This is a genomic window from Eubacterium sp. Marseille-QA0814 (assembly GCF_965119675.1).
Lineage (GTDB): Bacteria > Bacillota > Clostridia > Lachnospirales > Lachnospiraceae > Eubacterium_G.
The window spans coordinates 2,415,982-2,432,854 of the sequence record NZ_CBCPMG010000001.1; the positions used below are offsets into that span (position 1 = coordinate 2,415,982).

The 16,873-nt window shown below is 34.2% G+C and carries 13 protein-coding genes; 12 read left to right on the forward strand and 1 reads right to left on the reverse strand.

All coding sequences use genetic code 11. From position 1 onward, the window contains the following. Positions 1–46: 46 nt before the first annotated feature. From ACQY63_RS11135 to ACQY63_RS11180, 10 genes are all read left to right on the forward strand, one after another. Positions 47–928, forward strand: coding sequence for a zinc ribbon domain-containing protein (locus ACQY63_RS11135; RefSeq protein WP_022164666.1), 882 nt, complete (start codon positions 47–49; stop codon positions 926–928). 332 nt (positions 929–1,260) lie between these two features. After that, a complete protein-coding gene (locus ACQY63_RS11140; protein ID WP_022164667.1) occupies positions 1,261–3,183 on the forward strand; it encodes an OPT family oligopeptide transporter in 1,923 nt (640 codons plus the stop codon). A 170-nt stretch (positions 3,184–3,353) separates the two neighbouring features. Further along, positions 3,354–3,710 (forward strand): PqqD family protein, encoded by a 357-nt coding sequence (locus ACQY63_RS11145; protein ID WP_022164668.1) that lies wholly within the window; start codon positions 3,354–3,356, stop codon positions 3,708–3,710. Beyond that, positions 3,710–4,051 carry a hypothetical protein gene (locus ACQY63_RS11150; RefSeq protein ID WP_022164669.1) on the forward strand — a complete coding sequence of 114 codons (342 nt, stop codon included), beginning with the start codon at positions 3,710–3,712 and terminating at the stop codon, positions 4,049–4,051. The genes ACQY63_RS11145 and ACQY63_RS11150 overlap by 1 nt, the downstream gene beginning before the upstream one ends. Before the next feature lie 119 nt (positions 4,052–4,170). Continuing rightward, on the forward strand, positions 4,171–5,619 hold the full coding sequence (locus ACQY63_RS11155; RefSeq protein WP_022164670.1) for an aminoacyl-histidine dipeptidase: 1,449 nt from the start codon (positions 4,171–4,173) through the stop codon (positions 5,617–5,619). 3 nt (positions 5,620–5,622) lie between these two features. Then, positions 5,623–6,090 (forward strand): DUF2752 domain-containing protein, encoded by a 468-nt coding sequence (locus ACQY63_RS11160; protein WP_428245236.1) that lies wholly within the window; start codon positions 5,623–5,625, stop codon positions 6,088–6,090. A gap of 95 nt (positions 6,091–6,185) precedes the next feature. Continuing rightward, positions 6,186–7,508 carry an L-aspartate oxidase gene (locus tag ACQY63_RS11165; protein WP_022164671.1) on the forward strand — a complete coding sequence of 441 codons (1,323 nt, stop codon included), beginning with the start codon at positions 6,186–6,188 and terminating at the stop codon, positions 7,506–7,508. 127 nt (positions 7,509–7,635) lie between these two features. After that, positions 7,636–8,490, forward strand: coding sequence for a carboxylating nicotinate-nucleotide diphosphorylase (nadC, locus tag ACQY63_RS11170; RefSeq protein ID WP_022164672.1), 855 nt, complete (start codon positions 7,636–7,638; stop codon positions 8,488–8,490). A 70-nt stretch (positions 8,491–8,560) separates the two neighbouring features. After that, a complete protein-coding gene (locus tag ACQY63_RS11175) occupies positions 8,561–9,109 on the forward strand; it encodes a transcription repressor NadR (RefSeq protein WP_022164673.1) in 549 nt (182 codons plus the stop codon). A gap of 268 nt (positions 9,110–9,377) precedes the next feature. After that, a complete protein-coding gene (locus ACQY63_RS11180) occupies positions 9,378–10,481 on the forward strand; it encodes a hypothetical protein (RefSeq protein ID WP_022164674.1) in 1,104 nt (367 codons plus the stop codon). Between the two features lie 196 nt (positions 10,482–10,677). Here the strand turns inward: ACQY63_RS11180 and ACQY63_RS11185 are convergent, their stop codons facing one another. Continuing rightward, entirely contained in the window at positions 10,678–12,276 is a 1,599-nt protein-coding gene (locus ACQY63_RS11185) for a CTP synthase (protein WP_022164675.1), read from the reverse strand. Between the two features lie 326 nt (positions 12,277–12,602). Here ACQY63_RS11185 and ftsH point away from each other — a divergent pair, with 326 nt between their 5' ends. Both ftsH and uvrC read left to right on the forward strand, forming a co-directional pair. Further along, positions 12,603–14,669, forward strand: coding sequence for an ATP-dependent zinc metalloprotease FtsH (ftsH, locus tag ACQY63_RS11190; protein WP_428245237.1), 2,067 nt, complete (start codon positions 12,603–12,605; stop codon positions 14,667–14,669). 213 nt (positions 14,670–14,882) lie between these two features. Next, complete coding sequence (gene uvrC, locus ACQY63_RS11195) at positions 14,883–16,805, forward strand: excinuclease ABC subunit UvrC (RefSeq protein WP_022164677.1); 1,923 nt, start codon at positions 14,883–14,885, stop codon at positions 16,803–16,805. Positions 16,806–16,873 lie beyond the last annotated feature (68 nt).

Genomic DNA, 16,873 nt, shown 5'->3' on the forward strand with positions numbered 1-16,873 from the left:
TTATATAACACATAAAACAAAAAGAAAAAACAAGGAGGACATTAATATGTTTTGCAAAAAGTGTGGTAAATATGTACAGCCAACTGAAAAACAATGCCCATATTGTGGAGAAATAATGGAAGATACTGTGAATAATCAGACTGACAATGGTACAGGAAATGCGTCAGAAGATTTTGGAGAAACTAAGATTTTTGATGCCCCAAAAGAAGATTTCGGTGAAACTAAAATCTTTGGAAATCTGGATATTGATGATGACAATGTTGAAGAAATACCAACAGTATCAGATGACTTCGACGGAATAGATACAGTGGATGATGAGTTTGAAGACTTGCCTGACGAAATCCAATATGAAGAAGAGGATTCTTTTGACTTTCCAGAAGAAATGGAAGATGAAAATTTTGTTTTTGAAGATGAGAATCAAATTGACGAAGATGAAGAATTTTATGATGATGATTCGGATGAATATGATACGGAAATACCGGACAGTCAGATAATTAATCAAAATAAAAAAATGAACATTATTGCAATAGCGGTTTCAGCAGGAATTATTATTGTGGTTGTAGTGGCAGCAATATTTTTATCAAGTACATTTGGTAAAACAAAGACGGAAGAAACAACAGCAGAGGAAACAACAACTGTTGAGAAAATTACAAAAGAAAAAGTAAATAATGACGACGATAATAATCGCACAGAAGAATACACAAGAGCATCTGAAACTTATGCACCACAGACAGCAGCACCTGAAACAGATGCACCTGAAACAGACGCACCTGAAACTAATCCACCAAAAACAAAGCCACCAAAGACACAGGCTCCAACAACAAAGAAAGTAGTGGAAACAAAAGCACCGGAACCTGAGACAGCAGCACCTGAAACAGATGCACCACAGGACAACAATGAAGATGGTGGAGAAACAGCAGGAGAATAAAAGTTTATAAAAGAAACATAAACATCCCTTTTGAGATTAAATAATAATCTTGAAAGGGATGCAAACTCGTGGGAAAAGAAAGTAGTTGCATACGGGCTCGCATTGGGTGCGTAGAATGTCGCAGGCGACATTCTTATTTCCATAAATTGTAAAAAAAATTAATTTATTACTTTAATTTATTAAATTGCCATTTATTTTTTTTAAGTTTTTAGGTATACTAATCAAGTTAAGTAAAATAGTATGAAATCCATTACGGGAAAAATACGCGCCATCTGTATTTTTTCGGTAACAAAGTATGCTAACACAAAATAAAAAAGAACAGGAGAGAAAAAATGGATAACAAGAAAGAGTTTAAGCCATTTATTCCTGCTGATAAGGTTATGCCTGAATTTACAGTTGCATCTGTAATTATCGGTCTTATTTTAGCAGTTATATTTGGTGCAGCCAATGCTTACCTTGGTGTAAGAGTTGGTATGACAGTTTCTGCTTCTATACCGGCAGCTGTTATTTCAATGGGTGTTATTCGTGTTATTATGAAGAAGGATTCTATTCTTGAAAATAACATGGTACAGACTATTGGTTCAGCTGGTGAGTCATTAGCAGCAGGAGCAGTATTTACATTACCTGCAATTTTTATGTGGGCAAAAGAAGGAAAGGCAACATCACCATCGTTTATTACAATTGCATTAATCGCATTATGTGGTGGTATACTTGGTGTACTTTTCATGGTACCACTTCGTACAGCATTAATTGTTGAAGAACATGGTACATTACCATATCCTGAAGGAACAGCTTGTGCTGAGGTACTTCTTGCAGGAGAAGAAGGAGGAAGTAAGTCAAAACTTGTTTTCTCAGGATTAGGAATTTCAGCTGTATATAAATTTATCGCAGACGGTCTTTGTTTATTCCCAAGTGAAGTTGACTTCTCATTTAAGGGAAGCTACACATGTGCTGTTGGTATGGATGTGCTACCGGCATTATCAGGTGTAGGTTATATTTGCGGACCTAAGGTTTCAAGTTACCTTTTTGCAGGTGGTATTTTATCTTACTTAGTGCTTATGCCTGCAATTGCGTTCTTTGGAGGAGACAGCTTATCATCTGTTGCAGATGATGCAGGAAATTTACTCCCATTTAACCAGTTAGATCCGGGAACAATTTGGAGCAAATATATTAGATATATTGGTGCCGGTGCAGTAGCAGCAGGTGGTATCATTAGTTTAATTAAAACTTTACCAACTATGTTTAGAACATTTAAGTCAGCTATTAAAGGTTTTGGAAAAAATGTATCAGGTGGAGATAGAACACAGCAGGATTTACCAATGTCTGTAGTTTTAATTGGTTCATTAGTAATCGCTGTTGGAATTTGGTTAATCCCTGAAATCCCTGTTAGCTTACTTGGCGCATTATTAATAGTTGTATTTGGTTTCTTCTTTGCTACAGTTTCATCAAGAATGGTTGGTATTGTAGGAAGTAGTAACAACCCTGTATCAGGTATGGCAATTGCAACTTTAATACTTACATCTTTCGTATTAAAGGCTACAGGTTCAACTGGTTCAGCAGGAATGCTAGCAGCTATTTCAATTGGTACAGTTATTTGTATTATCGCAGCTATGGCTGGTGATACATCACAGGATTTAAAAACAGGCTACATTGTTGGTGCAACACCTGTAAAACAGCAGATTGGTGAATTACTTGGTGCAGTTGTTGCAGCTTTAACAATCGGTGGCGTATTATACATTTTAAGCAAGGCATGGGGTGGATTCGGTTCAGCACAACTTCCAGCTCCTCAGGCATCTTTGATGAAAATGGTAGTAGAAGGTGTTATGGGTGGAACTCTTCCTTGGGTTCTTATTATTGTTGGTGCATTTATTGCAATCGTCGTGGAAATCCTTGGAATCCCTGTATTAGCATTTGCAATTGGTTTATATTTACCAATTCACTTAAGCACACCAATTATGCTTGGTGGTGCCGTAAGATGGATTATTGAAAAGAGAAAATATTCATCAGAAAAAGAACAGAAAGAATCTGTTGACAAGGGTGTACTTTACTCTGCAGGTATGATCGCAGGTGAAGGAATCGTAGGAATTTTACTTGCAATATTTGCAGTAGCAAAATTAGATGGCAAAATTAATTTATCAGGAATTTACGGAGACAACTTCAACACAGTTGGTAATTGGGTTGGTCTTGTAGTATTCGCCTTATTAGTAGGTTCAATTTTCTTATTCTGCAGAAGAAAGAAAACATCAGACAAATAAATTTTTGATATGAATAATAATTTAAACATTTTATAATTTTAGAATGTTTTTTAGAGGGGTGGAAGTGCTGATTTTTGGTGCTTCCACTTTCTTCTATAGAAAGATTTATACTGTGCTTGTATAAACAGATGTGGTATACTAATGGTTAGATTTAAAGAAGGCGGTATTAAATGAAAAAAGAAAATAAAAAATCACAGGAAAATTATTTGGATAAAGTGCCGGTGATACAGAAAAAATGGGAAGTAAATGAAAAAGGTTTAGTTGAAGTTACAGTTGAAAATACTGGGTTCTTCAATGTAATTGCACAGAAAGTATTTAAGAAACCAAGATATAGTTTTATTGAATTAGATGAGTATGGCAGTTGTGTGTGGCAGCAGATAGACGGCAGGAAAACATTGTATGAAATTGGAGCCGTTTTAAAGAAACAACACAAAAAAGCTTCAACGCAATTATATGAAAGATTGGCAAAATTTTTCGGCATATTAGAACATAATAAATATATAAGATTTATAGATGAGGAAAAATAATGGAAATTAGTACAGTCGTTATTGGGATAATTTTATTTGCCATAGCTACAATGATTATTTATGGCTGGGGACTGGTTAAACAGAAGAACCAGTCATCTGATTTGATGAACATGCTTTTTAGTAAGGGCAATAGTAAAGTAAAAAAATATTTAAAGAAAAATGAGTATATTACATTGCCACAGGTTGCAGAGCTTTGTGATGGCATAGAGGCGAAGCTTCCTTTTTCAAAAAACAAGGCAATTGTAAAAGACAAAAATGATTTTGCAAAACAGCTTATTCAGTATATGGTTAAAACCGGTCAGGTGGAAGAAGAAAACGGAAGCTATAAAAAATCAAAGTAATTGAATTAAGTATTGAGCAAACTAAAAGTATAAGAATAACAGAGTTTTAAATATCATTATTATAAATTAATGATTGAAAATAAATAATAATTAAAATATATAATGCGAGGTGTAAGGATATGTCAGTTTTAGAAGGAAAGAAACCTGAAAATGTATTAAAATTTTTTGAAGAGATAGCATCTATTCCTCATGGTTCAGGAAATGTGGAACAGATAAGTGATTATTTAGTAAAGTTTGCAAATGATAGAGGATTAAAGTGCCGTCAGGATGAAAAGAAAAACGTAATCATTTGGAAAGGTGGCACAAAGGGCTACGAGAATTCAAAGCCTGTTATTTTACAGGGACACATGGATATGGTTGCTGTAAAAACAAATGACTGTGACAAGGACATGACAAAAGATGGACTTGACTTGGAAGTTAATGGGGACTATTTAAGTGCAAAAGGTACATCACTTGGTGGTGATGACGGTATTGCTGTAGCCTATGCTTTGGCAGTTTTAGATAGCAACGACATTGCACATCCACCAATTGAAGCTGTATTTACAGTTGATGAAGAAATTGGTCTTTTAGGTGCAGACTTCATTGATACATCAGATTTAAAAGGCAAAGAGTTAATCAATCTTGATTCTGAGGACGAAGGAATTTTTACAATTAGTTGTGCAGGTGGTGCTACAGTAGAATGTTTACTACCTTATAACACAGAACCTATTAATGCAAAAATTATTGAACTTAGATTATCAGATTTTGCCGGTGGTCATTCCGGTATGGAAATTATTAAATGGGGAGCTAATGCAAACTGTATTTTAGGTCGTATTTTATTAAATGTATTTCAAAATGTTGGTATGCGTATAATGGCAGTTAACGGTGGTGAAAAAGATAACATTATTGCAAAGGAAAGCGAAGCTGCAATTGCAGTATTACCTGAAGTTGTAGATAAAACAAAAGAAATTATCGAAAAAACTTTTGAAGATGTTAAGGAAGAATACAAGTTTACAGATCCTGACATGAAGCTTCAAATCAATGTTATGGATGAAGGAATTTCAGAAGCATTATCAGGTGCAGCCACATTGGCAACAATTATTTCTTTAGTTAATATGCCAAATGGAATTCAGAGAATGAATCCTGAAATGCCAAACATGGTACAGACTTCTCTTAACTTGGGAATTTTAAGAACCAAAAAAGACAACGTTTCATTATCATATTCAGTAAGAAGTTCAATTGAAAGTGAGAAGAATTTCCTAATTGAAAAGATGCGTTCACTTACAGAAATATTTGGTGGTCAGATTGTTGTTTCAGGAGAATATCCTGGTTGGGCATACAGAGAAGACTCAAAATTAAGAGATACTGCAGTGGAAGCCTACAGGGAATTATACAATGAAGAACCTGTTATCGAAGCTATTCACGCAGGTCTTGAATGTGGTATGTTTGCAGACAAGATTGAAGATCTAGATGCAATCTCATTTGGCCCAACAATGAAAAATGTTCATACAACAGATGAAATGTTAAGCATCTCATCAACTGAAAGAACATGGGAACTTATTGTAAAGATTCTTGAAAAATTAAAATAGAAAATGAAATTTGATATAAAAAAATTAAAAAAAGACATGAACGAAATAGCGATTCCTATAGTCGCTATTTCTTTGTTTATAATAATAATTAATAGTAAGTTTGGAAAAATTTGTCCCTTAAGAATGCTCATTGGAATTCCATGTCCAACCTGTGGAACCACAAGAGCAGTAGGTCTTTTATTAAAAGGAAAAATAACAGAGGCGGCAATGGTTAATCCTATATGGATTTTTATTTTGGTAATTATAGTAATGGTGTTTTTTTATCGTTATGTAGAAATGGCATTCCAAAAAAGAAAAAGGCTTTTGAAGCTTATAGATATAATGATTTTTACAACAATAGCTGTAGTCATTGCTGTTTACATATACAGAATGATTTTCTGGTATCCAAACAAAGAACCTATGGTGTATGACAAAAATAATCTGTTAAACTTGGTGAAAATATTGTATTTACAACTGTCTTGTCAGATGTAAAAACATGTGCTATAATCTCAAACAATGTTTGTAAAAAAGCAAATATACACAAAAATAAGAAAAGGCAGTGTTTTTACACTGGAAGTGAAATTAAAATGAGAACAGATATTATAATTGTAGGAAGCGGATGTGCAGGAATGTATTGTGCATTAAACCTGCCAAAAAACAAAGATATTTTAATTATTACAAAGGACATTGTAGAACATAGCGATTCATTTTTAGCACAGGGTGGTATGTGCATGTTGAAGGACAAAGAAGATTTTGACAGCTATTTCTACGATACAATGAAAGCCGGTCATTTTGAAAACGATACAGCAGCAGTTGAAACTATGATTAACTCATCACCGGATCTTGTAAAAGATTTATTAAGTTACGGTGTTGATTTCGCAAGAGATGAGGATGGAAATCTGGCTTACACAAGAGAAGGTGCTCATGCAAGAAATCGTATTCTTTATCACGAAGATATTACAGGCAAGGAAATAACAAGCCATATTTACGAACAATGTAAGAAGAGAGATAACATTACAATCAAGGAACATTGGACCATGGTTGACATTATTCCAAAAACTGAAAATGGCAAAGAACAAAATGAATGCCTTGGTATAGTAGTAAAGAAAGATGACGGAACTTTAGATACTATTTACGCAGATTATACTGTACTTGCCAGTGGTGGTATTGGTGGAATTTATAGATATTCAACTAACTACAGACATTTAACAGGTGATGCAGTGGCAGTGTCAATAAGACATAATATAGAGTTAAAAGATATTGATTATGTTCAGATTCATCCAACAACATTTTATTCAGAAAAAGAAGAAGAGAGAAGTTTCTTAATTTCAGAATCTGTAAGAGGCGAAGGCGCCCAGTTGTTTGACAAGGATAAGGAACGCTTTACAAATGAACTTCTACCTAGAGATATTTTAACAGGAAAAATTAAAGAGCAGATGAAGAAGGATGGCACTAATCATGTTTGGCTTTCAATGAAATCAATTGATGAGGAGCAGTTAACAAATCATTTTCCTAACATTGTAAAACACTGTAAGGAACATGGTTACAATGTGCCAAAAGAAATGATACCTGTTGTGCCTGCACAGCACTATTTTATGGGTGGCATAAAAGTAAACCTTCAAAGTAAAACTTCAATGGACAGACTTTATGCAGTTGGTGAAACAGCATGTAACGGCGTTCACGGAAGAAATAGATTAGCAAGTAACTCATTACTTGAAAGTATGGTTTTTGCAAAACGTGCAGCGGTGGAAATGTCTGAACAGTTTAATGATAGAGAATTCGACAGAAACGAAGAGACTGTAGATTTTGATAAATACAAAGATCTTCATGCATGGAATAAAGAAAATAAACAGATGATACTTGACTTAATTGAAGAGAGCAAAAAACAAAGAGAGAAAGCAGATGCTTAATTAAAAATAGAGCAAAAGTAGATGCAAAGCTATGAAAAATAGCAGATAAAAAATATATGCAAATACAAACAGATGCTTAATTAGAAAAAGAATAAACAAGAAAAGAACCAGACAAGAGGAGGAAAATATGTTTGATCCAATAACATTAAAATTAACAGTAGACCCGCTTATTGAAAGTGCTTTAAAGGAAGATGTTACAAGCGAGGATGTAACAACAAATGCAGTAATGCCTGAGTCATGTATGGGACAGGTAGATTTAATTTGTAAGGAAGATGGTGTAATCTGTGGATTACAGGTTTTCTCAAGAGCATTCCAGCTTTTAGATGAAAATACAAAGATAGAACTTTTTGTAAAAGATGGTGACCAGGTTAAGGCAGGCCAGCTAATGGGAACTGTTACAGGTGACATTAGAGTTCTTTTAGTTGGAGAACGTACAGGTCTTAACTTTTTACAGAGAATGAGTGGTATTGCAAGTTATACTAACTCAATTGCAAAATTACTTGAAGGAAGTAAGGTTAAACTTTTAGACACAAGAAAGACAACTCCAAACAACAGAATCTTTGAAAAATATTCAGTTAGAGTTGGTGGTGGAAACAACCATAGATACAATTTAACAGACGGAGTTTTATTAAAGGACAACCATATTGGAGCAGCAGGTGGTGTTAAGGAAGCAATAAAAATGGCTAAAGATTATGCTCCATTTGTTAGAAAGATTGAAGTGGAAGTAGAAAATCTTGATATGGTAAAGGAAGCTGTTGAAGCAGGGGCTGATATTATCATGTTAGATAATATGGAACATGATGTAATGAAAGAAGCTGTTGACATTATTGATGGAAGAGCTGAAATTGAAATCTCAGGAAATGTTACAAGAGAAAACATTGCTAAATTAATTGATTTAGGTGTTGATTATATTTCAAGTGGAGCATTAACACACTCATCTCCAATTCTTGATATATCTCTTAAGAATTTGCACAGAATCTAATTTGTAATAGAAAATATAGTAAAGTGGCATTAATTAAGTAATATAGTATTGAACTCATTAGGAGGAACAAATGAGCGGAGAAAAAAGAAGGGAAAATTTGCTTAAGATTTTGCAGGAAAGCGATAAGCCGGTTTCAGGAACAAAGTTAGCTGAAAAATTTCAGGTTAGCAGACAGGTTGTTGTACAGGATATTGCTTTACTTCGTGCATCAAATCATGATATTGTTTCTACGCACAAAGGCTATGTTTTAAAAGATAAAGATCATATTTCACGAGTGTTTAAGGTAAAGCACAGTGAAGAAAAAATGCTTGATGAATTAAATCTTATTGTGGATTGTGGTGGAAAAGTTGAAGATGTGTTTGTTTATCATAAACTATATAATGTTGTGCGTGTGCCAATGAACATCAAGTCAAGAATGGATGCAAAAAAATACGTTGAGTCCATTAAAGGGGGCGTTTCGGTTCCCCTAGAGCAGATAACATCTGAATATCATTATCACACAGTAGTGGCAGATTCAGAGGAAACTTTAGACATAATTCAACAGCAATTGCAGGAACATGGATATTTGGTTGCATTAAGGGATTATGAACCTGTAGATTTTTGGGGAGAAGAAGAATAACTATAAATAATAGTTAGTTTTGAAATTAAGATAGAAGAACTTAAAGTTATAAAAATAATAAATAGTAATGCATATAATAAAGTTACATGAAGTGCGAAAAAACAGAAAAATTGTGAAAGTTTCACACTTTATGTAACTTTTATGCTATACTTAAACTTAGACAAAGAGGCAAATATGAAAAACAAAAACTATTTTATCTTAATGAAATACCGATTTAATAATCTATATTTCATATTACCTACTTGTAAATATCAAAAAGGAGAAGGATATGAATATGAAGAAAATCTTATCAATTGCCTTATCACTTGTTATGATAATGGCACTATTCACAGGTTGCGGAAGCAACAAAAACGCAAAGACAAAAGATAATGGCTCTTACTTTAAAGAAGTAAAGAAGATGCAGGAAATTAAGACAGGAACAGGGGAAGTAGAACTTTCATTTGATGTAAGTGCAGATTCAATCAAGAAAGATAAAACTATACCTGCCAAGTTCAAGAAGGATGGCAAGATACAGGGCAAGTTAAAAGTTGAGACAACAACAGAATCAACATCAAAGCTTGCCGCTAAAATCTCACTTCAATATTTAACAGATACTTATGAAGAATTGACAACAGTTGTAATTGATGGTTCAAAATTATATATGAATATGGGTTCAATATCTAAATTCATAAGTAAAATTGACAGTGAGTCAGGAAAACAGTTTGAAAGCTCCTTAAAGCAGATTGGTGCCACAGGATATGTTTCACTTAATTTAAATCAGGTTGCGGATTTATTAGAAATAGACAAGGAAGCTTTCGCTAAGGCAGTGACATCATCTACAAAGATTAATACAAAGGTATATGATTCATTAGAAAAAGATTTCTCATCATTACAGGGAAAAGACGGAAATGACTATACGCTTACAGTAAATGGTGAAAACGCTGATGCAGCAGTTACAGCTTTAGTAAGCTTCTGTGACAATTCATTAAAGGATATTTATAATGAATTAATGGACGTTTACATTGAAGCATTTGGTGCAGATTCAACTATTGGAAAACAGTATGCTGACATGAAAAAAGACACAAAGGATGTTGACAATGCAATTAAGAAAGTTAAAGACAACAAAGATAAAATTGTAAGTGCAATTAAAGATTCAAATGCTAATATTGTATCAAAGGCAAAAGTAACAGGTGACAAGGGTAGCAGAAAAGGAACTATCTCTATTGAAACAGGAGAAATCAAGAATGATGATGCATCAATGAATATTTCATTAACATTAAACATAACAGAAGGAAAGCCTTCAGTTAAGGATTTAGTTCCAACAGAAAACGTAACTGACTTAACTTCTATTATAACAATGCTTTCATCACAGATGTCAGGTAAGGGATTATAGAAAGTTGAGCATAAAAATTCCCTAACAATAGCCGGCGGACAACGGGGATAATTAACAGTAGATGTTGTAATTAATCATAATTATTAACACAGATGAATAATTATGGAAATAATGTTAATAATACACAAAAAAAGTAGCGATAATGATAATTTGGAAATGTTCCCATTACATTATCGCTACTTTTGTATTTTTTTTATTATTTGTTATTTAATGCAGCTTCAACAAATCCCAAGAACAATGGATGAGGTCTGTTAGGACGGCTCTTAAGTTCAGGATGTGCCTGAGTTGCAATAAAGAATGGATGAGATGGTATTTCAACCATTTCAATAATTCTGCCGTCAGGAGAAATACCTGAAAGCATCATACCATTATCTGTTAAAACTTTTCTAAAGTCATTGTTTACTTCAAATCTGTGACGGTGACGTTCATGAATTAATTCTTCTCCATATAATTCATAAGCTTTGCTGTTCTTGTCAAGTTTACATGGATAAGAACCAAGTCTTAATGTACCACCAATATCTGTTACACCTTCCTGATCAGACATAAGGCTGATAACAGGATGAGTAGTTGAAGGATCAAGTTCAATACTGTGTGCATCTCTGTATCCAACAACATCTCTTGCAAATTCAACAATTGATAACTGCATTCCAAGGCAAAGTCCTAAGAATGGTATATTGTTTTCTCTTGCGTATTTAATAGCTGCAATCTTACCGTCGATTCCACGACTTCCAAAACCACCGGGAACTAAAATTCCTGAAACATCTGAAAATACTTCAGCAGCGTTTTTGTTTGTTACTGTTTCAGAATCAACCCATTTAATATTTACTGTAGCACTGTTTGGATAGCCTGCATGCTTTAATGATTCAACAACACTGATATAAGCATCGTGTAAAGCAATATATTTTCCAACTAAGGCAACTGTAACTTCCTTTGTAGGATTCTTAGCAGCCTTAACCATTGCTTTCCAGTCATCTAAATCAGGTTCAGGACAATCAAGCTTTAAGCTGTTGCAAACGATTTCTGCAAGATGCTCTTTTTCCATTGCAAGAGGTGCTTCATAAAGCATGTCGACTGTAAGGTTCTGTACAACGTTACTTGCAGGCACATTACAGAATAAGCTGATTTTGTCTTTTAAGTTGTCATCAATTTCATGTTCTGTACGGCAAACAACCACATCTGGCTGTATGCCAAGTCTTTGAAGCTCCTTAACACTCATCTGAATTGGTTTTGTTTTCATTTCTTCAGATGCAGGTAAGTAAACCATAAGGGCAACATGAATTAAAATACAGTTCTCGCGACCAACATCATGCTGGAACTGTCGAATGGCTTCAATGTAAGGCTGAGATTCAATATCTCCAACTGTGCCACCAACTTCAATAATTGCAATTTCTGTTTCTTCGCTTAAACTTCTGTAGAAGCGACTTTTAATTTCGTTTGTAATGTGAGGAATAACCTGAACTGTTCCACCACCAAAATCACCACGTCTTTCTTTTTCAAGAACAGACCAATAAACCTTACCGGTAGTTACATTTGAGTTTTTTGTTAAGCTTTCATCAATGAATCTTTCATAGTGTCCTAAGTCAAGGTCTGTTTCAGCACCGTCATCTGTTACGAAAACTTCACCATGCTGGACAGGATTCATTGTACCCGGGTCAATGTTAATATATGGATCAAACTTCTGCATAGTTACTTTGTAACCACGAGCTTTAAGAAGTCTTCCAAGAGAAGCGGCTGTAATTCCTTTACCAAGACCTGAAACTACACCACCAGTTACAAAAACGTACTTCACTGCCATGTGATTTTTCCTCCACTGTATTATTTATAAATTTTTTAAAAATTGTTTTTTTAATAAATTCCTAAATATGTAGTATAACCAAAATATTGATTTTAATTAATATTTCGTATTATAAAACACACCATAATAGTGTACTACAATCAAGATTCAGATTCCATAACAAAATAAATTTTGTTAAAAATTAATGAAATATTAAACAAAATTTAACATAAATTAAGCACGATATGGTATATTGTTAAGTATAAAATAAAGCACCTGTAGCATATTGTAATTTATACGGAAATCTATGACAAAAAATATCAAAGGTGGAAAGGATACCAGACTAAATGGATAACAACAGAAACATACCCCCTCGTAATAATCAGGGTGGACCTAACAATCAAAAGAAAAATAAAATAATATCAGTAGTTGTAACTCTTATAGTGGCATTGATTTTTACAAGTTTAATGTCTTATATGTTTGACTCAGCAACAAAGAAAGAAATAACTTATAATCAGTTTATTGATTTGCTGGATCAGGGCCAGGTAGAGAAAGTTACATTTGATGCAAACAAGATTTATATAGTTCCAAAAACAGATGGAACACCCCTTATTAAGACAACATTTTGGACAACAAAATTAGATGATCCTGATTTAATTACAGATTTAAAGGATAAATATGCCGGCGTGTCATTTAAGGCAGAAGCGTCAAGTGCAAGTACTAGTATTTTATATATGCTACTTGAATGGGTATTGCCACTTGTATTTTTCTGGGCAATGCTAATGTTCATAATGAGAAAGACCACAGGCGGAAAAGGCGGTGGCGGTGTATTTGGCGTAGGAAAGTCAAATGCAAAGATTTATATACAGAAAGAAACAGGTGTTACATTTAAAGATGTTGCAGGACAGGAAGAAGCAAAGGAATCAGTAGTGGAAATGGTAGATTTCTTACACAATCCGGGCAAGTACACAGCAATTGGTGCAAAACTTCCAAAGGGCGCTTTGTTAGTAGGACCTCCGGGAACAGGTAAAACTCTTCTTGCAAAGGCTGTAGCCGGTGAAGCAAAGGTACCGTTTTTCTCGCTTTCAGGTTCTGACTTTGTAGAAATGTTTGTAGGTGTTGGCGCTTCAAGAGTTAGAGATTTATTTAAGCAGGCGGAAGAAAATGCACCATGTATTGTATTCATTGATGAAATTGACTCGATTGGTAAAAGTCGTGACTCACGATACGGTGGTGGAAATGATGAGCGTGAACAGACACTTAATGCATTACTTGCAGAGATGGATGGTTTTGACTCATCAAAAGGTATTTTAATTTTAGCAGCAACAAACAGACCGGAAGTTTTAGATCCGGCACTTTTAAGACCAGGACGTTTCGACAGACGAGTTATAGTTGACACACCTGATTTTAAGGGCAGACTTGAAACATTAAAGGTACATTCAAAAGATGTTAAGTTAGATGAGACAGTTGATTTAGATGCTATTGCAAACATTACAAGTGGTGCAGTTGGATCTGATCTTGCAAATATGGTAAATGAAGCAGCAATCAATGCTGTTAAATGTGGCAGAAAAGCAATTTCACAGGATGACTTAATGGAAGCTGTTGAAGTTGTAATTGCCGGTCGAGAAAAGAAAGACAGAATCTTAAGTAAAGAAGAAAAGAAGATTGTGTCATATCATGAAGTTGGACATGCACTAGTTGCAGCAATACAAAAACATGCAGAACCTGTACAGAAGATTACAATTGTTCCAAGAACAATGGGTTCATTAGGCTATGTTATACAGGCACCTGAAAAGGAAAAATACTTAATGTCAAAAGATGAATTAAGTGCAGAACTTGTAACATTGCTTGCAGGTAGAGCTTCAGAAGAAATCGTGTTTGATTCAGTAACAACAGGAGCATCAAATGATATGGAGAAGGCAACTAAGATTGCCCGCTCAATGATTACTCAGTATGGTATGTCAGAAAAATTTGGCTTAATGAGTCTTGAACAGATTAGTGACCCATATTTAGGTGGTCATTCTCAGTTAAACTGTAGCGATAAGACTGCAACAGAAATTGAAGAAGAAGTTAAGATTCTTCTAAAACAGAAATACGAAGAAGCAAAGAAACTTCTTCAGGAAAACAGAGATAAGCTTGATAAAATAGCCAAGTTCCTTTATGAAAAGGAAACAATTACCGGAAAACAGTTTATGGATATTTACCATAAATGTGATGAACCTGAAGCAAGGGAAGAGACTATACAAACTGTAGAAACTGTTGAAAATGCAAGGGAAGAAGCAGTACAGCCTACAGAAGAAACTGTAGCAAAGGAAGAGACAGTACAGCCAGCAGAAGAAACTACTACAAGGGAAGAGACTACACAAACTGTAGAAACTGTTGAAGATGCAAAAGAAGATACTACAGAAAAGTAATAACAAATAATTATAAAAAGATAATAGCCCACAACAGGAACATTAAGAAAAATTAGCAGAATTATGTTAATTTAATAATCAGATGTTCCAGGGCAAATTAAATAAGGTGGTTGCAAACAATAGTATATGTTTGGGACCACCTTATTAATCTTTGTTAGGACAGCTATATATGATACAATGATAAAAGTAAAACATTTGATGGAAGGGTAAGAAATGAGTGGTTTTAACATACAGGAAGAATTGAAGAAAATGCCGGATACACCGGGAGTATATTTAATGCATGATAAGCATGATGATGTAATATACGTTGGGAAGGCGATTAATTTAAAAAGACGTGTAAGCTCTTATTTTAGGCAAAGCACAAAGAAAAGTCTGAAAATTCAGTCAATGGTAACACAGATTGTCCGCTTTGAATATATCCTAACTGACTCAGAATTAGAGGCTTTGATTTTAGAGTGTAACCTTATAAAAGAATACCGCCCTAAATATAATACAATGCTTATGGATGATAAAACTTATCCATACGTAATGGTAACCACAAGGGAAAACTATCCAAGGATTGTCATGGCAAGAAGAATGAAAAAAGATGGTAACAAATATTTTGGACCTTTTACAAGTGGCGGGGCAGTAAGGGATACTATTGATTTGCTACAAAAAATGTATCACATTAGAAGCTGTAGAAAATCAATTATAGTAAAACATGATGAAAACTATAAAGCAAATTCAAATAATACAGCAACAAAAGAAATACCAACTGTAAACGGCAGACCATGTCTCTACTACCACATGGGACAATGTGGTGGGGCATGTCAGGGTTACATTTCAGTGGAAGAATATAAGGAAAATGTTAATAAGGCAATTAAATTTCTTGAAGGCAATTACAGAGAGACAATCAAGGAACTTGAAGAAAAAATGCAGGCTGCATCAGCAGAATTAGATTTCGAACAGGCAATGGAATACAGAGATTTAATTAACAGCATCAATCACGTAGCCGGCAACCAAAAAATTACAACCCACAAATTTGAAAACAGAGATATTATTGCATACGCAGAAGAAGGAAGTGATGCAGTAGTACAGGTTTTCTTTGTAAGAAACGGAAAGCTCATAGGCAGGGAACATTTTTATTTAACAACAGTCCCGGGAGATACGGGAAAAGATATTATTACAAGTTTTATCAAGCAGTATTATATTGGCACTCCGTTTATTCCTAATCAGTTGCTTGTTCAAGAAGAAGTGGATGAACCGGAGCTATTGTCTGAAATGTTAAGCAGAAATCAGAATTATAAAGTTAAAATTGTTAATCCTAAAAAAGGAAGCAAGGAAAAACTTGTGGAATTGGCTGCAAAGAATGCACAAAATCTTTTGGAACAAAACAAAGAAAAATATAGAAGAGAACAGAAGAAAACTGTTGGCGCTGTAAAAGAAATAGAACAGTTAATAGATGTTCACAACATTCACAGAATGGAATCTTACGATATATCTAACACCAACGGATACGAGTCAGTTGCATCCATGATTGTTTATGAAGATGGAAAACCAAAAAGAAATAATTACAGAAAATTTAAAATTAAAACAGTACAGGGACCTGATGACTATGCAAGTATGGAAGAAGTTTTAACAAGAAGGTTTAAACATGGTCTGGATGAAAGAGAAAAAATGGATAAGGAAGGCAACAGTGATTATGAGCTGGGAAGCTTTTCAAAATTTCCGGACCTTCTTTTAATGGATGGTGGAAAAGGTCAGGTAAATGTGGCGCTTCGTGTGTTAGATGAACTTAAAATAAACATACCTGTATGTGGTATGGTAAAGGATGATAATCATAGAACTAGAGGCTTATATTACAATAATTTGGAAATACCAATAGATACAAGATCTGAGGCTTTTAAACTGATAACAAGAATTCAGGATGAAACCCATAGGTTTGCAATTGAGTATCATAGAAGCCTTAGAAACAAAAAAGAGGTAAAATCAATATTAGATGACATACCGGGAGTTGGTCCATCAAGAAGAAAAGCTTTAATGCTTTATTTTAAATCAATAGAGGCAATAAGAGAGGCTGATGTAGACCAATTATTAAAAGTGACTTCCATTAATGAAAAAGTGGCGAAAGATATATACAAATTTTTTCACAAATGATAGAATAGCAGTGGGTAATTGCGCATTTTTGCGTAGAGAGAACGAAAATAAAAAGACCTATAAGGAGG

Bases quoted from the DNA above. Each gene is read 5' to 3' on its own strand.
- ACQY63_RS11185 (WP_022164675.1), bottom strand. From the start codon at position 12,276: ATGGCAGTGAAGTACGTTTTTGTAACTGGTGGTGTAGTTTCAGGTCTT.
- ACQY63_RS11155 (WP_022164670.1), top strand. From the start codon at position 4,171: ATGTCAGTTTTAGAAGGAAAGAAACCTGAAAATGTATTAAAATTTTTT.
- uvrC (WP_022164677.1), top strand. From the start codon at position 14,883: ATGAGTGGTTTTAACATACAGGAAGAATTGAAGAAAATGCCGGATACA.
- ACQY63_RS11140 (WP_022164667.1), top strand. From the start codon at position 1,261: ATGGATAACAAGAAAGAGTTTAAGCCATTTATTCCTGCTGATAAGGTT.
- ACQY63_RS11145 (WP_022164668.1), top strand. From the start codon at position 3,354: ATGAAAAAAGAAAATAAAAAATCACAGGAAAATTATTTGGATAAAGTG.
- ftsH (WP_428245237.1), top strand. From the start codon at position 12,603: ATGGATAACAACAGAAACATACCCCCTCGTAATAATCAGGGTGGACCT.
- ACQY63_RS11180 (WP_022164674.1), top strand. From the start codon at position 9,378: ATGAATATGAAGAAAATCTTATCAATTGCCTTATCACTTGTTATGATA.
- ACQY63_RS11150 (WP_022164669.1), top strand. From the start codon at position 3,710: ATGGAAATTAGTACAGTCGTTATTGGGATAATTTTATTTGCCATAGCT.
- ACQY63_RS11135 (WP_022164666.1), top strand. From the start codon at position 47: ATGTTTTGCAAAAAGTGTGGTAAATATGTACAGCCAACTGAAAAACAA.
- ACQY63_RS11175 (WP_022164673.1), top strand. From the start codon at position 8,561: ATGAGCGGAGAAAAAAGAAGGGAAAATTTGCTTAAGATTTTGCAGGAA.
- ACQY63_RS11160 (WP_428245236.1), top strand. From the start codon at position 5,623: ATGAAATTTGATATAAAAAAATTAAAAAAAGACATGAACGAAATAGCG.
- nadC (WP_022164672.1), top strand. From the start codon at position 7,636: ATGTTTGATCCAATAACATTAAAATTAACAGTAGACCCGCTTATTGAA.
- ACQY63_RS11165 (WP_022164671.1), top strand. From the start codon at position 6,186: ATGAGAACAGATATTATAATTGTAGGAAGCGGATGTGCAGGAATGTAT.